Source organism: Paenibacillus sp. FSL P4-0338 (assembly GCF_038002365.1).
Taxonomy (GTDB): Bacteria; Bacillota; Bacilli; order Paenibacillales; family Paenibacillaceae; genus Paenibacillus_AQ.
Genome location: NZ_JBBOCG010000002.1, coordinates 1,451,751 through 1,468,721 on the forward strand (window position 1 = coordinate 1,451,751; position 16,971 = coordinate 1,468,721).

General features: G+C 47.5%; 22 protein-coding genes and 1 pseudogene. 18 read left to right on the forward strand and 5 right to left on the reverse strand.

Annotated features, from left to right (window positions below; all coding sequences use genetic code 11):
* The first annotated feature begins 10 nt into the window (after positions 1–10).
* The 17 genes from MKZ07_RS30320 to MKZ07_RS30400 all read left to right on the forward strand — a co-directional run bounded on the left by MKZ07_RS30320 (position 11) and on the right by MKZ07_RS30400 (position 12,899).
* On the forward strand, positions 11–631 hold the full coding sequence (locus tag MKZ07_RS30320) for a hypothetical protein (RefSeq protein WP_341029805.1): 621 nt from the start codon (positions 11–13) through the stop codon (positions 629–631).
* A 9-nt stretch (positions 632–640) separates the two neighbouring features.
* Positions 641–1,621 carry an XkdQ/YqbQ family protein gene (locus MKZ07_RS30325; protein WP_341029247.1) on the forward strand — a complete coding sequence of 327 codons (981 nt, stop codon included), beginning with the start codon at positions 641–643 and terminating at the stop codon, positions 1,619–1,621.
* 2 nt (positions 1,622–1,623) lie between these two features.
* Positions 1,624–1,965, forward strand: coding sequence for a hypothetical protein (locus MKZ07_RS30330; RefSeq protein ID WP_341029249.1), 342 nt, complete (start codon positions 1,624–1,626; stop codon positions 1,963–1,965).
* A complete protein-coding gene (locus tag MKZ07_RS30335) occupies positions 1,955–2,395 on the forward strand; it encodes a DUF2634 domain-containing protein (protein ID WP_341029252.1) in 441 nt (146 codons plus the stop codon). The genes MKZ07_RS30330 and MKZ07_RS30335 overlap by 11 nt, the downstream gene beginning before the upstream one ends.
* Positions 2,392–3,222 carry a baseplate J/gp47 family protein gene (locus MKZ07_RS30340; protein WP_341029254.1) on the forward strand — a complete coding sequence of 277 codons (831 nt, stop codon included), beginning with the start codon at positions 2,392–2,394 and terminating at the stop codon, positions 3,220–3,222. The genes MKZ07_RS30335 and MKZ07_RS30340 overlap by 4 nt, the downstream gene beginning before the upstream one ends.
* Positions 3,219–3,758: a hypothetical protein gene (locus tag MKZ07_RS30345; protein WP_341029255.1), complete on the forward strand. Its 540-nt coding sequence runs from the start codon at positions 3,219–3,221 to the stop codon at positions 3,756–3,758. The genes MKZ07_RS30340 and MKZ07_RS30345 overlap by 4 nt, the downstream gene beginning before the upstream one ends.
* 5 nt (positions 3,759–3,763) lie before the next feature.
* Entirely contained in the window at positions 3,764–4,087 is a 324-nt protein-coding gene (locus MKZ07_RS30350) for a hypothetical protein (RefSeq protein ID WP_341029257.1), read from the forward strand.
* Positions 4,077–8,783 carry a pyocin knob domain-containing protein gene (locus MKZ07_RS30355; protein ID WP_341029259.1) on the forward strand — a complete coding sequence of 1,569 codons (4,707 nt, stop codon included), beginning with the start codon at positions 4,077–4,079 and terminating at the stop codon, positions 8,781–8,783. Before MKZ07_RS30350 ends, MKZ07_RS30355 begins: the two co-directional genes overlap by 11 nt.
* 18 nt (positions 8,784–8,801) lie before the next feature.
* On the forward strand, positions 8,802–9,299 hold the full coding sequence (locus MKZ07_RS30360; RefSeq protein ID WP_341029261.1) for a hypothetical protein: 498 nt from the start codon (positions 8,802–8,804) through the stop codon (positions 9,297–9,299).
* Complete coding sequence (locus MKZ07_RS30365; RefSeq protein ID WP_341029263.1) at positions 9,286–9,396, forward strand: CD1375 family protein; 111 nt, start codon at positions 9,286–9,288, stop codon at positions 9,394–9,396. The genes MKZ07_RS30360 and MKZ07_RS30365 overlap by 14 nt, the downstream gene beginning before the upstream one ends.
* A 96-nt stretch (positions 9,397–9,492) precedes the next feature.
* Positions 9,493–9,786, forward strand: a complete 294-nt coding sequence (locus MKZ07_RS30370) for a hypothetical protein (protein ID WP_341029265.1) — start codon at positions 9,493–9,495, stop codon at positions 9,784–9,786.
* Positions 9,786–10,052, forward strand: a complete 267-nt coding sequence (locus tag MKZ07_RS30375; RefSeq protein ID WP_341029266.1) for a phage holin family protein — start codon at positions 9,786–9,788, stop codon at positions 10,050–10,052. The genes MKZ07_RS30370 and MKZ07_RS30375 overlap by 1 nt, the downstream gene beginning before the upstream one ends.
* Positions 10,052–10,912 (forward strand): M15 family metallopeptidase, encoded by an 861-nt coding sequence (locus tag MKZ07_RS30380; RefSeq protein ID WP_341029806.1) that lies wholly within the window; start codon positions 10,052–10,054, stop codon positions 10,910–10,912. Before MKZ07_RS30375 ends, MKZ07_RS30380 begins: the two co-directional genes overlap by 1 nt.
* Before the next feature lie 2 nt (positions 10,913–10,914).
* Positions 10,915–11,130 (forward strand): phage holin, encoded by a 216-nt coding sequence (locus tag MKZ07_RS30385; protein WP_341029268.1) that lies wholly within the window; start codon positions 10,915–10,917, stop codon positions 11,128–11,130.
* Positions 11,131–11,410: 280 nt separating this feature from the next.
* The gene (locus tag MKZ07_RS30390) at positions 11,411–11,587 is read left to right on the forward strand and encodes a hypothetical protein (RefSeq protein ID WP_341029269.1); all 177 of its coding nucleotides are present in this window, start codon (positions 11,411–11,413) and stop codon (positions 11,585–11,587) included.
* Complete coding sequence (locus MKZ07_RS30395) at positions 11,584–12,213, forward strand: hypothetical protein (RefSeq protein ID WP_341029270.1); 630 nt, start codon at positions 11,584–11,586, stop codon at positions 12,211–12,213. The genes MKZ07_RS30390 and MKZ07_RS30395 overlap by 4 nt, the downstream gene beginning before the upstream one ends.
* The gene (locus MKZ07_RS30400) at positions 12,210–12,899 is read left to right on the forward strand and encodes a hypothetical protein (RefSeq protein WP_341029271.1); all 690 of its coding nucleotides are present in this window, start codon (positions 12,210–12,212) and stop codon (positions 12,897–12,899) included. Before MKZ07_RS30395 ends, MKZ07_RS30400 begins: the two co-directional genes overlap by 4 nt.
* A gap of 249 nt (positions 12,900–13,148) precedes the next feature.
* On the opposite strand, the gene MKZ07_RS30405 is transcribed toward MKZ07_RS30400, so the two are convergent.
* The 5 genes from MKZ07_RS30405 to MKZ07_RS30425 form a co-directional block, all read right to left on the reverse strand.
* Entirely contained in the window at positions 13,149–13,376 is a 228-nt protein-coding gene (locus MKZ07_RS30405; protein WP_341029272.1) for a hypothetical protein, read from the reverse strand.
* A gap of 512 nt (positions 13,377–13,888) precedes the next feature.
* Positions 13,889–14,260 (reverse strand): Imm8 family immunity protein, encoded by a 372-nt coding sequence (locus MKZ07_RS30410; RefSeq protein ID WP_036696962.1) that lies wholly within the window; start codon positions 14,258–14,260, stop codon positions 13,889–13,891.
* 18 nt (positions 14,261–14,278) lie between these two features.
* A complete protein-coding gene (locus MKZ07_RS30415) occupies positions 14,279–14,725 on the reverse strand; it encodes a hypothetical protein (RefSeq protein ID WP_156949666.1) in 447 nt (148 codons plus the stop codon).
* Positions 14,726–15,034: 309 nt separating this feature from the next.
* A complete protein-coding gene (locus tag MKZ07_RS30420) occupies positions 15,035–15,250 on the reverse strand; it encodes a DUF3006 domain-containing protein (RefSeq protein WP_036696961.1) in 216 nt (71 codons plus the stop codon).
* The gene (locus MKZ07_RS30425; RefSeq protein ID WP_341029275.1) at positions 15,247–16,320 is read right to left on the reverse strand and encodes an MBL fold metallo-hydrolase; all 1,074 of its coding nucleotides are present in this window, start codon (positions 16,318–16,320) and stop codon (positions 15,247–15,249) included. The genes MKZ07_RS30420 and MKZ07_RS30425 overlap by 4 nt, the downstream gene beginning before the upstream one ends.
* A 219-nt stretch (positions 16,321–16,539) precedes the next feature.
* Between MKZ07_RS30425 and MKZ07_RS30430 the strand changes: the two are divergent.
* A pseudogene (locus MKZ07_RS30430) lies at positions 16,540–16,938 on the forward strand (CpaF family protein); the annotation flags it as partial.
* Positions 16,939–16,971: the final 33 nt, after the last annotated feature.

A 16,971-nucleotide genomic window follows, 5' to 3' on the forward strand; every position in this document is an offset into this window, starting at 1 on the left:
CGTGCTAACCATGATTCGAGACAAGAACCGATTCACTTTCCCGATCACTCCGGCGGAGATCCAGATTACCAGCAGCAATGAAATAGATTCATTCACGGTGATTACCGGGGAGGAGAAGACCAGTAAGAGACTCACTTCGAAGCTGAAGCGGGTCTCGTTTTCTGTCATCTTCCCGAGGCGCTGGAATGATCTGTGGGAGAAGGGGAAGGAAACCATCACCTACAAATCTCCAGAACAGGCATGGAAGCTGATGGAGGAATGGAAGGCTAAGCCAGTTGTGATCAACTTCGAGTCACTGTTCTCGCAGACCATGTGGTTTGAATCGATGGAGGCCACCTATAAGGATGGCCAGGCAAACTTGCATATCGCCTTCACCTTCGTGGAGTTCGATCCGGTCAAAATTGTTTCTTACTCTAATACCCAGCAGTTATTGAAACCAGGTGTGATAATCACCAAATCATCCAAGAGCCGCCCGAATACTACCGGACAGACGGACAAAAAGAACCAAAACAAGAAGAGTGATAAGCAGAAGAAGGCTGAAGCAAAGGCGGCTGCCGACAATGCGAAAGGTAATTTCGATTACTTGTCTCAAAAGGAAAGGATTTTGGATAAAACCTCTACTCAAAAGTGAGGAGTGTAGATGGACAATTTTGCAGTTGTATATGGGAAGGAAGGCAACCGTATTTTACTGACGGATGCAATTGTCGAGCTGGCCTGGTCTTCAGCGAGGGATGAAATTGCTCGTAGTATGACCGTGCGGGTGCGGGATGCTGCAGACGTTAAGATAGCCGGTCTGTTGATGTGTTTTTCACAGCAGTTATCAGGGGTTGGAGTGCTTCATCACAAAAACCAGTTCTTCTACGGACCGATTATCAAATATGAGCAAAATGAATTTTCTCGGGAGTGGGAAATCGATGCCCGGGAGATCGGCTGGTATTTGTCCAAAAACAAAGGTGTCCGTCCTTATCTTAAAGGGGAAGCTGGCGCGGAGCTACAGCGCTACATCAAGACTACTGGCATTGATTTCCGCTGTCCCGCTTTTGGTTTTAAACTGGACGAACGGTATGGAACGATTTCACACTCAGAACTCATCCTGGATGTGTTGCAAAAAGCATATGAGCGCAGCGGCTACCGGTATCACATCGATGTCGTCCGGACGGATTCGGGATTCTACTTGCAGGTGGTCCGCGAAGGCACAAATAGCCGGGTACCGGTGTTTATTCCCGAACAGATGGAATCCAGCACGGCGGGCTACAGCATTGAGGAAACCTATACGGTGGTTACTGCTCAAAAGTACAAGGATGATAAGCTGGCTTCCTCTGTAACAAAGACTGCGGCAGGCGCAGTCCAGGCAATGGGCCGTATGGAGGAAATCATTGAGGTTGAGGAAGATGAGGACCCGGCCACGATCGCAACTCAGCGCCTGAAGGCTATGTCACCGGCTAAACAGAGCAAGAAGATCACAGTCAAGCATGAAGATCATTCCCTCTCTGGGCTTAGAGCCGGTTGGATGGTGCTGATCAAGACGGACCATACATCCAAGTGGATTGTGGAGTCTGCGGAGAGCAGTTTTAAAAATGGAATGTATACCGTAAAGCTAGAGTTGGAGAGGAGGGAATAGCGGTGCTGAATGATGCGCTTAAGCTGCTGCGGGAAAAGACTGCCGGTCACATTGATGCCCGAGATACCGAGAGGGCCACACTGCTGAGCTGGCCGGGAAACCCTGCCATTCAAGTTGATGGCGATCAGGAGCCTTATCCTGCAGAGAAGCTAGTCTTTGCAGAGTATCTGCAGGAGCGTCGCATTGATGCTGTATTTGAGGTTAAGCAGCCTTCTACTTCTGCGCTCACAGGTGTCCTCGTTCTTCCCAGCCCGCTGCAGGCGGGTGATCGGCTCATCGTCTCCCGATTGACCGGGCAGCGCTATTACGTACTTGGGAAGGATGTGGGCAGCAGTGGCGGATGATGGATTGTTTCCTGTTCTGGATTTGACAGACCTCGATGGCATAGAGTTGACGGAATCCGTCGTCTCTGCGACTAAGTGGACGTACGTCATCGATTATCGCAATCGGCGCGCCGTGTTTGATGATGCTGGTCATCCTACAAAGACCCGCACGTATCCAGAGTACTTGGTGCAGACAGCTTTGAAAATCCTGAATACAGAGCGTTTCCGTTATGTCCTTTACGGTTCCGAGGTCGGTGTCGAACGGTCCGAATGGTCCGGTTGGGAGGACGTAGAGATCAAGCGTGATATCGAAGAAGCCTTGATGGCTCATGCGGAGATCCTGCGAGCTGAAGTGAGGTCAATGGAACGGGTTGGTCACGAGATGTTTTTGAGTATCTATTTGATTGGAGTGGCTGGGAATGCCGAACTGGAGGAGGTTATTGGTATATGACTATAAAATTAACAGACCTGCCGGCGCTCCCAAGCATGCCTATCCTGGAGGAGACTCCGGAGGACATTTACCGGCGTTGGGTTAATAGGGCGATCGCACTCGCAATTGAACGTAACCTTCCTCCACCGCCTACAGATGAAGGTGAATACTTTTACGACCTCTGGTATCCCCTAGCTATTGAGATTGCGGAGCAGCAGGTGCTATGGACCTATGGTTTCCTTCAGGGTTTTCCTATTTGGGCGGACTCCGAGTACCTGGACGGACATGGCTGGGCGGCGGGCCTGATCCGTAAAGAGGGCGAGAACGACGACACGTTCCGCCTGCGGATGCTCACACGGGCTGCGTCTGAGTTTGGTAGCGGGCGGCGGAAGGATTACGAGAGTTGGGCAATGGAGATGGCCGGAGTCGGCGGAGCCATGGCCCGGGAAAAGGAACGGCATGAGAACTCAATCGATCTTTACCTGACGGATCTGAATGGCCAGCCGATTACCGAAGAATTTGCGGGAAAGGTGAAGGCGTGGATGTGGGAAGAGCGCCGAATCGTCGGACATGACCTCCAGGTGCATCCAGCTCCAGTATTTACGGCCAAGATCGAGACGAAACTGCTGACCGTTATCGGCACCGACATGGCTGCCCTTGAGCAAACCATCCGGCAGCGTATTGCTGAGTATACAAGCGGCCGGGATAAGCTAGTTTACAACTATGTGGCCGCGCTCCTGTTGGTTCCCGGGGTTGAGGACTATGAGAGCCTTACAATTAATGGAGCCGAGGACGACGTAATCATCCCGCCGACTTCGGTTCTTCGGATTGAGGTGGTCCTGACATGATTCCGCTGAGATACCGGGAAGTGCTGCCGCCGTATTGGTATGAAATAGACATGGCTGACAGGCATTTTTCAGTGATGGAAAAGGAAATGATCGCTCGTGAAAAGACCATTGATGATTTAAGCAGTCAGTTTATTTTGAATCGTGCTACCTGGGCGCTGTGGGCCTGGGAATGGATGTACTTCCGGAAGACGCAAGCCGGAACCGACGATGAGCGCCGGGAGACGATACGACGGAAGCGATGGGGTGACCGGCCATTCCGGCTACCTATATTGCGTGACATAGGTAATCAGCACGGTAAGCTGCTGAACATCTCGGAGGATTTTTTAGCCAAAGAGGTTCAATTTGAGTTTTCGCTTTCCCAGCCGGTTAATATGGTTGGTCTGCAGGCAGACTTTGAATACATTCGTCCGGTTCACATCCGCCGGGCAGTGATCAGTTCTTCTGTTCCTTCACAAACGATCAATATTAAAGGTACTGGATACTCTCACGGGGTGGATTTCCCCATCTGTGGATTTGAAGTGCCAATGGGAGGCTGATATTTTTGGCAGATGTAATTAAACAGTTATTGCTTGATAAATTGATCAACGATCTGAATGGCCATATTAGAGAAGCGCGGGTAAATATCGGTGGAGTGCAGACGGCTTACCCGATTTACAAGACGGTCGTTTCAGGATTGTCTGTCAGGAAATATATTTATATAGAAGAGACACAGGCCATTGGCAAACAGCTTTTAGGAGCTGCCTTGCTGGATTTGGACGGCAACATACTGGCAGACCAACCCCTTACCGTTACCAAAAACGATAAGGGGTTTTTAATTGCCTTTGAGTTTGTATTGAGATTGGAGGCGAACGCTGGTGGCATATAACAAACAGACTTGGAAGGACGAGATCCCTGATCTGACCAAACCAATCAAGGATTCGTCTGGAAAGCAAAAGACGGACCCGCAGACGGGACGGCCGCTGTATGAATTGGTCCAGGAAGGAACGAGAATTACCTCAGCACGTCTGAATCATATTGAGGATGGAATAGAAGGAGCTCATAGCGAGCTGGTTGATCTGTCCGAAGATGTCGAGACGCATACTGCTGATAATGTGAAGCATCTTACCGCATCAGAGCGGACGGCTTGGAATTCCAAAGAAACACCTGCAGGAGCCCAGCAAAAAGCGGATGCCTCCCTCGCTTCCGCAAAATCTTACACCGAGACCCAGTTGCTGACGAAGGCTGATAAGAGCACCACCTACAGTAAGACGGAGACAGACCAGCGTATTAAGACTGTGATCGGGGCTGCGCCTGAAGCATTGGATACGCTAAAGGAAATCGGGGATGCATTGAACAACGATCCCGATTTTGCCGGTACAATGACAACGCAGCTCGCAGGTAAGGTTGATAAGGTGTCTGGCAAGCAACTTTCAACGGAGAATTTCAGCTCGGAAGAGAAGGCGAAGCTGGCCGGACTAACAACGGGGGCCGGTGGCGCCGGATCAGCTACGGATACCGTTATCGGAGACCGAACGATTGCGGACGCGGGGGCTGCGCCGATTGCAGCTCCGGCGGAAGCAACGGGCAAGCTTGGGACTGCGCTTAATTGGCTTGCCTATATGATCCGATCCATCACGGGTAAATCCTCTTGGCGGACGGCTCCAGCCACAACCCTGGAGGCAGCGGCGACACACAATAACGATAATGTCCGGCATATCACCTCCGCAGAGCGCACCGCCTGGAACAACAAGGAGACAACGGCCGGAGCGCAGGCCAAGGCTGACGCAGCACAATCTGCTGCCGCAACGGATGCCAGTACTAAGGCAAACGATGTTCAGGCCAATCTCACAACCCATGCGGGCAATACAACGGCACACATCACCTCCGCAGAGCGCAGCGCATGGAACGCCAAGGCAGACGCCAGCCAGTTAGGCCGGGTGAATCTGACTCAAACCCTGGGGCTGGGGACATCGGTAATCCAGGCGGATCAGAACGGCAGCGAGTTGGACCTGACGGTTCAGGGGCGGACATTGGTTAACCTGCTGGGTAGCTATGGGGATGGGGAGAGCCTTACGGGGTTTACTACGGTCGGGGTGCCAACAACCGTGTCTACAACGCAGAGGAAATCCGGTGTATCATCGCTAAAATTTGCCCCATCCGCAGCCTCATCAGCTTATGTTTACAGGGATATGTCAGTTCCGTTAGATGCGACAAAGTACTATGTCCTTGCGGCGTGGATGTACATTGAGTCAGTAACCTCCCCGGCAACACCAGAAGTATCACTACGGGATATAGGGACGTTTATCTCACGATACTCCATATTCGGGTCAACCACAGTTATAGGTAATTGGCAGCTTAGGGTTGTTAAAATACCCACCAGTAACACCCTGGTTGGCAGCGGGTTCCGGCTATTGGTTGGTGCTGGGGATAAGGGGGCCAGCGCATTCTATATTGATGACATTCGCTTGTACGAGGTGTCTGCTGCTGAATATGCTGCAATCGGCACGACTATAATCGGAGATGTTATTGACTCCTATTTCCCGCATGTGTCAGGCGAGCAACACGTTCAGGGCGTAGCCATTACAAAGCAGGGGAAAAACCTATTCCTTCCTTTGACCCAAAAACCGACAAGCAACGGAACCACAGTAGAGGAGTATGTATTTGACCATACTGCTGCTGTCGCCAATGGGAATGGCTATGTAACTTATGACGTAGCACCTAATACTAACTACGTATTTTCTGGAGTGATGGGTTCCACAGGTCAAATAGGAGTATATAACGAAGCTGCCACTGTGAGTCTGTCTGATTATGCTACCAATTCACCCAGAGCATTCAACAGCGGTTCGTATAGTAGAATACGCTTATACTTCCGAAATACTACTGTGGGAGTAGTGAGGTTCTCCAATCTTCAACTTGAAATTGGTACTGTAGCCACAACGTTCACCCCAGCGGAGCCTCAGAGCGTAATCCTCCCGGTCACGCTCGGGCAGATCGGGGATGTACGAGACAGGGTGTACAGTGCTGGTTCAGAGTGGTTGTATGTTAAAGCGCTTGAGAAGAACCTAGCGGTTTCTGGCGACCTCGCATGGCTATTTACAACATCATATACTGGATACAAGAGGGTACGGGCACCTCTAAACACTCCTCCGGCGCTTATAAGTGGTGTTTACCAGCGGGCAATTAAGTACACCGGAGTACCCCTGTCATACTTTGCTCTAGCACCAACCGGAGCAGACCAATTCCTAGTGTATACCGACACCAATATCTACCTATCAGTAGCAGGTTCAGAATCCGGATGGTCAGATGCTGTTAACCCATCTACATCTGCGATTAAGGCACTGATGAATGGATGGAAAGCCACCGCCAATAATGGCACTGTGTACACCTCATGGGTATCCATCTTGGACGGCAGTGCCCCGGCAACGAACACCGAGGCATGGGTGGCCGCCAATAAAGCCCCGGGCTGGACGGCATGGGCTACGCTTGATTACGTGCTGGCGCAGGCAGCAGCTCCGGTTCCTGTCCCTGACGCTGAGGGGAGCATAACCCTCCACCCTGGCGGTAATCAGATCAGTGTGGATACGGGAGTTATTCAGAGGGAGAAGGCTAATCCAGCATATGACTCAGCGAATAAGGTATGGCGGGTCAATAACAATAGCTTCCCAGCATCAGCATTAAAGCAGAGAGCACGAACAATACTTGCTATCTATAAAGGTGCAGACGTTGATGAGAAATGGACAATTCGTGCTAGTAGTGTTGGATATGGTAACATGGACGCCCTGATCTCAGAAGGAGTCTATATAGCTAACGCAGACTACTACGTCACATATATTGCCCTAGACAAATACGCCCTCACCGCCAATGTTACCGAGACAGCAGCCACATGGCGGACGGGCCTGGGCGGCGTAGTCTCCGATGTGGTCCAGAGTGTCGCGGAGCTGCGGCAGGATAATGACCGGCAGGACTTTGCGGATGATTATATCGAGGCCAAGGTCGATAATCTGAAGCTGGGTGTTACGGATGGTTCGGCGCTTCCCGCTACCATTCAAAAGTATAGACTCACCAAAGACGATGGGACGTCGATACTCCTTGCGGTTGGTACCGACCTGAATACAGTGCTCACAGCAGGGTTCTACTCGGTTAACGCACCCGTAAACCCGCCACTTGCAGGATCGTGGTTCCATATCTTTGTGCAGACTCATACGAGTAGCCCTAACTACGTACTTCAAAAAGCAGTAAGCCTAAATGCCGCGGGTACGCCTCCTGAGTGGATTAGACGGCAGGTGAACGGCACGTGGACTACATGGGTGAGCGTACCAAACAGCAGTATGTACAACATTGCAAACGGATTAGCATTCCTTGATGGAAACGGCGACCTCTCTTTAACTACTATCCCTGATGCTGTTCTGCAAGGGACTGTTTCATACTTGGGCGCCCTCGCGGGCAGCTCGCCTAACTTCACCGGTACAGCCAATCCACCAATTGCGGCGCTTGCACCTGGGCAGCGACTATCCTTTAAGGCGCCATCCTCCACCTCCGGCCCGATCACGCTCAACGTCAACGGCCTGGGGGCCAAGTCCATCAAAAAGCCGAACGGCAATAACCCACCTTTGGTGCAGGGCGGGGTGTACACGCTCATCTATGACGGCGCGGTTTTTACACTACAGGGTGAGGGAGGTGAGTATGGAACAGCCGAAGCAGCTCAGGTGCTGACCGGCTATACCGTGGGTCGGGAATCCGGTGTTGTGAATGGAGCTATGCCCAATAGATCAGCCGAGAATAACAATATTCCGCCTCTGGCTACTGCGTACTGGAAACCATGGGATGGTGGACAGCCAGAGGCTATGATCCATTTAAGACCTCCTGATGGTTACTACAACGGATCAACCTGGGTATCCGTTGTTGTACCTGATTTGTTAGCGCAAAATCTGCGCTCTGATAAAAATGTATTAGGTATGCAGGGTAGTCTGCCTGTTATCAACGATGCTGCCGACCCAGCACAAGGCGTAGGACAATGGGGTGATGGAGCGCTTGCTGTATATCCGCGCGAAGGATATCGGAAAGGCGGTGCGGGAGCGGGTGAGATTAAAGTGTCTACGGCTCAATTACAATCCGCTGAGCCCGACCTAATACCTAGTAACATTCGTGCTGGCGTAGGGATATATGGTGTAGTTGGGACTCTGGCTACTGGGCCGAGTCGAAGGACAGTATCCACTTCAGGAAGTACAGCCGCAACAAGTAATTTTGGGTCGATCCTATCAATTGATCCTTGCCCAAATGGTTTCTCTTTTATCGGAACAGGAAACGGCTTGCGCATTGAAGGATCTTCAATTGTTCAGATTTTTGACGCAGCTGGAAATTACACTAATTTACTAAGCAACGTCACAGGAACTAACACTGATATTATAAGTTCATTTTTAATTGATCCCGCTACTAACTTAATATACTTTTGCGTCAACGGAGTGATAGGGCAGAGCTCGATTTCAGTGAATCGTATTAATGTTAATACGCCTTTGTATTTAAATATAAAGAGCGGGATTACAACAAACACATTCACTCTTCAAGGGATTATGCTGTATTAAATAATAGGAGCTGATTAAATGCAAATCGGAATGAAGATCTACTATGACAAGGCAACCGGAAATGTAATCCACAACACCGGGGAGTATGTCGGCCGTGGCTACGTTGAGACAACTGAAGACCAGGACTTCGCCAGCATCAAGGAGCTGGCCCAGCGGGTCCCGGAGACGGTGGGAGTAATCAAGCTGCAATACGGCCAGTACTCCCGGGAGTTTGCGCAGTGCGACAGCTACCGGGTAGACCCGGAGACGGGAACCCTGGTGTTTACCTACCTCAACGAGCCGAACCCATTGGAGGGCCGCATGGAAGCCGTGGAAGCCGGAGCGGTAGACACCGCGCAGCAGCTTGCGGATGCGCTGGAAAGACTCTATGAGACGCAGGCTGAATTGCAGGTAGCCAAGCAGGAGGCGGTTGACGCTCAAGTTGGCCTTGCTGAACTGTACGAGCTGGTGCTTGCCGGGCAGCAGCCGGAAGCCTCGGACGCACTCGCAGGGGGAGGTGAAGATGAAAATGGCTAAGGTATATGCAAACTTGATTAATAAGGGTATCAGAACGCTGGAGCAGGTGCCGGAGGTAATCCGGCCGGATGTCGCCGCGCTGCTGGAAGCTGAATAGAAGATTACCAATAGCGCCCAATGAGGCGTTTTTATTTTGCCCCTGGACTTGTATCCGGGGGCTTTTTATCACCATTAGAGATGAGGGGGGAATCAGGTGGAGATTACAACAATTACGGCTATAGTCGCAGCAGTGAGCGGAGTTGTACTTGGGTGGGTAACCCGTACCTCTGCATTTAAAAAGGATGTTGCCCAGGAGGCTGGTAGCGGTGCTGCATTGCGCACAGATGTTGAGTACATCAAGCGTGGTGTGGATGATATTCGGGCAGATGTTCGGGTGCAGGGACAGCGCACCGATGTACTATCTGAACGAGTGACAAGAGTGGAGGAATCAGCAAAGCAGGCCCATCTACGTATCAGTGAGATCAACAAACAAAGGAGTGAAGTGTAATGGAATGGAATGCTGTATCGAGCTTTATTAAACCGGAGTTATTGTTGGTGCTAATTGTCTGCTGGGTGATCGGATATATCCTTAAGCAGACGCCGCGCGTGCCGGATTGGGCGATTATCTATATCGTCACGGCAGTTGCTATTATTGTGGTCTGCCTGATGCTGGGGCTGTCCCCGGATAGCGTATTGCAAGGCATCTTATGTGGTGCTGTTGCGGTCTACGGCAATCAACTGGTCAAGCAGACACGTAAGGGGGCGGGGGAGTGATGGGGCTGACACTGGATCAGGTTAAAACCAAGTCCGCCGCCCGCCTGGCTGGTTTGAATCCTGTCGTTAAGGCGGCTGCAGAGGCGCTGATCGAGTGCAGTTATGCCCGAGGAGTCAATATACTCATTACCCAGGGACTGCGAACCCTCGCAGAGCAGGACGCCCTATATGCGCAGGGGCGCACCAAGCCGGGCAGCATCGTTACCAATGCCCGGGGCGGCTACAGCTATCACAATTATGGGCTGGCCGTAGATTTTGCGCTGCTGCTGCCGAATGGCTCCAGCGTTTCCTGGGATATGACAAGGGACGGGGACAAGGACGGTGAAGCTGATTGGGCCGAGGTGATTCAAGAAGCGAAAGCGCTGGGATTCGAGTCGGGCGGCGACTGGACGAGCTTCAAAGACTACCCACATCTGCAAATGACCTTCGGGCTATCTCTTGCTAATCTGCGGACGGGGAAGAAGCCAGCGGACGTACAGATGGATGCAGCATATGCAAAGATCGATAAATTACAAGGGGAGGCAGCGGAAGATATGAAGAAGATTGAGGAATTGGAAGCACAGGTGAAGGAACTGGCGTCCACCGTGAGTGGGTTGATCAAGAGCAAAGATGTGCTCAAGGACCAGGCGCTTCAGCAGGCCGGGGAAATCAAGGAGATGAGCGCCTTATTGCTGGAGCTGACCAACACTAACCCGCCAGCGTGGGCCAAGGATGCGCTGAAGGCTTTTGCGAATACACCATCAGTACTTAACGGCAAACCGGTCATTGATACACCAGACAAGGCCACATACACAGAGGCGCGGATAATTACGATTCTGCACCGCCTAGGGCTGGCCGGGATTCAGAAGGGGGCTAAATGATCATGAAAAACAAATGGCGTAACTATGGGATGTGGGTATCCTTGACGGCGGCCGTGCTTCTGGGTGTGCAGACGATTGGGGCGATCTTCGGGCTACAGTTGGCCCCGGAGAAGTATGAAGAGGTTACAGCGGCCGTCAATGCGGTTCTGGGCGTGCTGGTGGTCCTGGGGATCGTGAGTAACCCGGAAGCAGGCAAAGGATATACAGATAAGGAATAGATTCATCTGCCCACTGGCTTCGTCTGGTGGGCTTTTTTTATTTTTTTAGGTTGTAATTTATGTCCAATAAGTACCCTTTATATAACGGAGTTAAGTCCCTAATTTCGGCTGATGAATGTTAATGTTTATACCGTCCAAAATCTTTCCAAATGAAACAGACATTTAAACACCTTTGTTTGAATAATTTATAAATAATTTAGAATTATATAGTTATTAACTATTTGAGTGTTGAAGGTTTTATTAATTCTGTATCGAATAATAATTATTTAGGAGGCAAAAAATGGATCACTCCAAATCTGCGAAAGATGGTGAAAAGTTAATGAGTTATGTTTCTGATGAAAGTATTAGAAAATTTAGTAGCAATAATAAGCCGATTAATGAAAATAATGTCGTTTCGAAAGAGCTAACAAAATTTTATGATAATCCTGAAAGCAATTTAGAAGGTAGAGTGCAATGAGCCAATTGGGCGGGGTAATTCGAACGAGCACTGGCTTTGTTGCATCTACATTGTCTAACCCACAATTTAAAGAGATGGGTTTAAAAAGTATTTTCAATTTTGAAGGTCGTAAGTTAATGATACTACTATATAAGGATATTAAAATGGGAAATGAGATACTTAAAAATGTGATGGAAGAATCAAATGATTCGGATAATTTGTTTACTATAATGAATAGGTTTAATGAGCAGGTCAATGCTGTTGAAAATTCTGATGTTGGTGCATTAGGCTGTGGTTTTATAGCTAATCAGGCCCAAGTACTTGGTTTTATTTCTGGATTACCAGTAACCAACTTCGACCAAACTGTGACACTTGAAAAAGACACAGTGTATGATTTTTATAAAGACCTTCTCTATAAAAGCCCTTCAAGTGAAGGGAATGCATTGAAATTTTTAGGAGTATGGTTATCAAAAGCTACAATCATGAATAGGAATTTAATCTATGCTGCTGAATTTGGCGTATTGAATTATTCAGGAGGAAGAACGTTTGAAGACAAAGAGTGCGATGAAGTAATTTCAAAAGGACAATTATTTCATGATAAAATGAGAAATAACAATTCCTGTATTTTCTTGGAGGGAACAGCATGACATTAGCAATTGCTTTAAGGGGGAGTAATGGCTTAGTTTTGGCTAGTGACAGTAGAGTTAGTGGAGCAAAAAGCAAAGATGATTCAATTAAATTTCTCCAATTAAATAGAGATATTGGAATAATGACTTATGGCTTGGCAATTCCTGGAGGCAACACTATAAGAAGACTAAGAGATAGTGTGAGCCAAAAACAACTCGCTCATTTTTCTCAAATTGTCAATGAGACTCGTATTGCTGCAGAAATAGAGTATTCTGATTTTTTAAACACGTTAACTCCAGAACAGATTCCTAATATGGTTATGTCACCAGTTGGATTCATATTAGCTGGTTTTGACAGCTATGAATCCAATCAATTTAAGATATACTCTTACGATAGTCCTTCATTTGTTCCTAATGAGAATGACTCTGTTTTGGCCGCTCAATGGCAACTCTCTCAGGTTTTATGTGATTATTTACAATATCCTCAAATGACAGTCGAGCAGTTAAAGGAACTTGCGGTAATATTATTGTTAAAAACATCTTCATTCAACAATACTGTTGGTGGCCCTATTCAAATTGCCACTGTAAGCTATGAAAAAGGGTTTAAACAGCTTCATCCAGATGAAGTCCATAAGTTAATTGAAGAAGTCCAACCCAAAATAATCAGGTTTAGAAGTAATGCCTTAGATATTTTTGAACACTTATGATTTTTTAATACATATCAATTTCAAAGAGTAACTAGGGCGCTGCAACCCTGGCGCAATCTAAAGTATATGTCTGGTACAAGAATATCCAGACCTCTATAGGGCATTTTTTAGAACATGGGGAAATAGCAGAGGGAGGCATCCAGAACTCACCATTCCATCAGTTAGTCGACTCTCGTTTTGTCCAGGGGAAGTTTAAAATTAGATATTACACTGCCAAAGCCCGTCAACCTTATCTGGTTAGCAGGCTTTTTATTCTGTAGTTTTTCCCTCAACTCGCAGCCTAATTACTCGTGAAATACTCTCCACATCAATGTATGGAACCCAAACTGGCCCCTCGATCGTATTGATCTTTACTCGGTCAGGATCAGCAGATACCTCTGCAATGCCTTTTATCTTTTCCCCGTCCAGGAGCCATACTACAATCATTTCCTGTTTTACTGCCGCAGTCTTAATGCTTTGTTTAAGCTTTTTATCCATTATTACACCCCGGAGCTTTTCTGATTATTATACCTTCGCCTGATCACATAAGGAAAATTTTCCTTACCCACATATACATAACATTTCGTATGATTTATTCTATACTCATGAATAATGAAACTTATCAGTATAGAGATACTTACTTTACCGTAGGGAATCCAGTGATTCTGTGGGTCGCCGTATTTGTTCTGTTGTTGCTAATATTTGTTTTGGTCCTATTAATCAAGAAATATCGGAAGAAGAGGAAGTGAGGTTGCATTAGTACTACATATAAAGTCCTGGAGAGCGATACAGACTTCATGATTGCGGCCATGTCACAAACGCCAGTATCCGTCTGGCACCAATACAATGATTATCCAGAAGGGAAAATCCATGATTATGGTGGGATAGTAGAAGGGTATCATCCGGGCATGGTTAAGATCGCCGGGAAGTGGTTTAGAAGAAATCGATTTGAATTTAGAGCATACATAAAATAACCCGCCGGGCTTATGCCTGACGGGTTATTTTGATTTTTAATTTTGCGAACTCCCTGAAAACTGTTGGTAATTTTTCATTCCATCAAATTCCCAAGGGAAAAATCTATTAATTGACAATGCAGTTTGTTCCCAGTCTTCCTTAGCACATTTAGAAATGTTGTCCTGAATATATTTATTAATGATTTTTAAGTTGAATTCAGGAACCACCAAAAATCCCCGGCAAACTATAAATGGTCTTGTTTTAAGAAAGTCTGCAATTCCTTGTGCAGTTCCAACGGTTGCATAGAATTGATCAGAACCAGCTACGTCTGTTGGTCCAATGTCCAAAACTAAGGATAAGCAGAAATCTCCTGACACTTCTCCTTCAGCAAAAAGATGAACATCCTTTAATTCTGGTGTCACTGCCATAATAAACTCCTTTCAGTTTTACCATCCCGATCCACCTGAAGATCTCATCGTAATGTTAACGTGGTAATTTGAATCTCTATCAGCATTACTATATCCCGGACGAGAGAACTTTTCAAAATTCGCTTGATAAATCCCTGAGGCTTTAGTTGATACTCTAACACGTTTTAGTCTGTTTTGACTTAAATAGTAGGTGCCATTTGTTTGATACGATAGGCTAAATCCTGATCCGCAAAATATACGTGCAGCTTCCAAAACTAAATTTTCTTCTAGTGTTCCTGCTGTATAACCATCATTTCCATAAGCTGAATTAGCAAGTTCAGCTAAAGTAAATCCAGTCATCCAACTGCTACCACCACCACTATGATCATGATCATCAGCATAGGAACTAGTCGTTGCTAAAGGTGAAAGGAAAAGTAAAAAACCGAGCATAATAATCGACATTTTGGCAAAAATAGACTTTTTCAAGATAATTCCTCCTAGAAGTTTAGTAGTTTCAAGGAGGATTATGTCATTAATTGTATTTAAAATAAATAGAACCTTTGTATCATATATATTACAATATAAGATATAAAATTACAAAAAAATTACTATTGCTCATTATTCGACAGCATTCAACAAACTGCATTTATGAATTTTTAAATTATCAAATAGAGAAAACTTGTATTATATAGAGTATCTATGGAATAAGACTGTGATTGGATTTACACCGACTATGCGCTTTCGGTGACCTCACAAAAAATGCCCCGGAGACCTTCACCGGGGCAGGCAATAATGTTATTCTTCAAATAGTTCATCCATTAAGTCATCAATTTCTCTTTTACGGGAAGCTGTATCCTTTGCATCAACAGTGATTGTATCCCCGTCAAAAATCAGTGTATCTCCAGGCTTAATCTCCGCAGGCAATTCTGACCGTAGCATATCCTCTGTTTCTCTATCGAATTCTATGACAGCATATTCACCTTCAAACCGATCTATGATTCCTTTTCTCACTTCCCAGCCCCCTTGGTTGTCGTGAAGGTGATTTTATTACCGTCACTTATTGCGGTAATTGTACCCTTTTGATCGGTACGCAAAACAGAGGCATTTGCATTCTTAAGCCGGGATAGAATTCCGGAATCCGGATGGCCGTAATTGTTTTTGCCTACGCTGATCACGGCATAGGAAGGTTTGACGGCATCGATAAAGGCTTTGCTGGTGGAGCTGTTGGAGCCATGATGTCCGACCTTTAATACATCGGCCTGCAAGCTCGTTCCATCCGCAAGCATGTCGCTCTCTGAGGCCTTTTCAGCATCCCCGGTAAAGAGGAAGGAGTTGCTTTTAAACGTGACCTTTAGGACAGCACTCCAATCATTCAGGTTGTCACCATAGGTGTTCACCGGGGCGAGGAATGAAGCATCTACGCCCTGGAGCGGGATTTTAACCCCTTTGCCGACTGCCTTGATCGTCCGTCCTTCATTTTTGACAGCCGTCAAGAAATCTTTATAGGTCTGTGTTGTATGCGAAACCTTAGGGGCATAGACGGATTTTACATCCAGCGCCTTAAGTACATCATCCAGCCCGCCAATATGATCGGCATCGGGATGAGTGGCGACCATAGCGTCTAACGTTGTGACACCGAGAGTTTTCAAATATTTGACTACATCGGCGCCCTGGCTGTTGTTGCCTCCATCAATAAGGACGTATTGGTTACTTGGCGTCCGGATCAAAGTAGAGTCACCTTGACCAACGTCAAGGAAATAGACCTGGAGTGTGCCGGCTGCTTGTTTCTTGGGCATTACGATTGCTGCCGGTGCCGGTGTGGCAGCCGGTTTGCTTGTTGGCTTGGCAGTTGGTTTTGTTGTAGCCTTTACGGTTGGTTTTTTAGTGGCAGCCGGTGCTGACTTAGATCCACCACCATTGTGATAATGGTACTCCCCGTTTTTAAGTCCCCATTTAGCACAATTGGTTCTGCAATAATGTCCCCCGTCTGAGTCCGTTCTTCCGGGATGTGCATTGGCGATAACAGGGAGCAAAATCAGTAAAACCGACATAATCATTGATAAAGCAATTCTTTTCTTCATAAAATCCCCCCCAGAGTTATTCTGGAAGTAGTCTATCAGATTAAGGGAATATTTACTACGAAAAAGCGAAACTTTGCTGGCAGATATGCTCGCAAGGTTTCACTTTTTATTTGTCCACAATATGTTGATAACTTTTCAGTATCACAAGAACCTATATAGCAGTCCATCTAATATAAAATGGCAGCGATCAGGAAATAGTGTCAGTACCATATTGCCTTAGATGGGTCGTTGTCAACGGGGCATTCGAATAGTGCACTGGACATGCTCAGCCGCCTGGAGACTATGGTGCTCAGCGCTGCTGATCTGCCGGTAACCGTCGTCCGTCAGCAGATCAGCTCAGCGATCGATATATTCGTGCATCTGTCGCGGCTGCGTGACTGTTCACGCCGGGTGATGGAGATCAGTGAGGTTGCTGGAATCCGCAGCGGTGAAGTCATCCTGAATCCTCTGTATGAGTTTCGGGAATCGGGCGAACAGGATGGCAGGGTGCAAGGGAAGCTTGAGGTCAGCGGCACCCCGCTTCTGCATGCAGACAAGCTGCGGATGGCCGGAATCCATGATTATCCGCTCAAGCAGTATGAGAGTAGAAGCTTTGCGAAGGAGGCGAGTGTACCTTGAATGTCATGAAGAAGATAGACCGGCATCCCCCTG